The organism is Zobellella denitrificans, from assembly GCF_002237365.1.
Classification (GTDB): domain Bacteria; phylum Pseudomonadota; class Gammaproteobacteria; order Enterobacterales; family Aeromonadaceae; genus Oceanimonas; species Oceanimonas denitrificans.
In genome coordinates this window covers 1-519 of record NZ_NMUO01000214.1, presented here as the reverse complement: position 1 = coordinate 519, position 519 = coordinate 1, and the positions used below count along the sequence as shown (strand labels likewise).

Sequence of the window (519 nt, the reverse complement as noted above, 5' to 3'; positions counted from 1 at the left end):
ACCTGCTGCACCTGGCCGAGCTGCTGCAGCAGGCCGCCGCCGGCCTGGACGGCGAGCAGGCGCTGATCCGCCACCTGGCCGAGGCCCGGGAGGCGGGCGCCGAGGCCGCCGATGAGCAGGTGCTTAGGCTCGAGAGCGACGCGGATCTGGTGCGGGTGGTGACCATCCACAAGTCCAAGGGCCTGGAGTATCCCCTGGTGTTTCTGCCCTTTATCTGCTCCTTCCGGGAAAGCGGCGGCAAGGGCGGCCCGGTGCAGCTTTACGACGGCCGGCGCAAGCGGCTGGTGCTCAATCCCAGCGAGGAGGAAAAGGCCCTGGCCGAGCGGGAGCGGCTGGGGGAGGATCTGCGCCTGCTGTACGTGGCCCTCACCCGGGCCCGCCACGCCTGCTGGCTGGGGCTGGCCGACATCGGGGTCGGCAACGGCAAGAGCTCGCGCCTGCACGACTCGGCCATGGGCCGGGTGCTGGGCGGCGGCAGCCCGCTTGCCGGCCCCCTGGCCGACTGGCTCGCCCCCCTGG

At 72.6% G+C, this 519-nt stretch carries 1 protein-coding gene; it reads left to right on the top strand.

The window, feature by feature from the left end; all coding sequences use genetic code 11:
- Nucleotides 1-519 (top strand): 3'-5' exonuclease (locus tag CGX12_RS19425; RefSeq protein WP_303396194.1); only part of this gene is annotated, 519 nt, incomplete at both ends.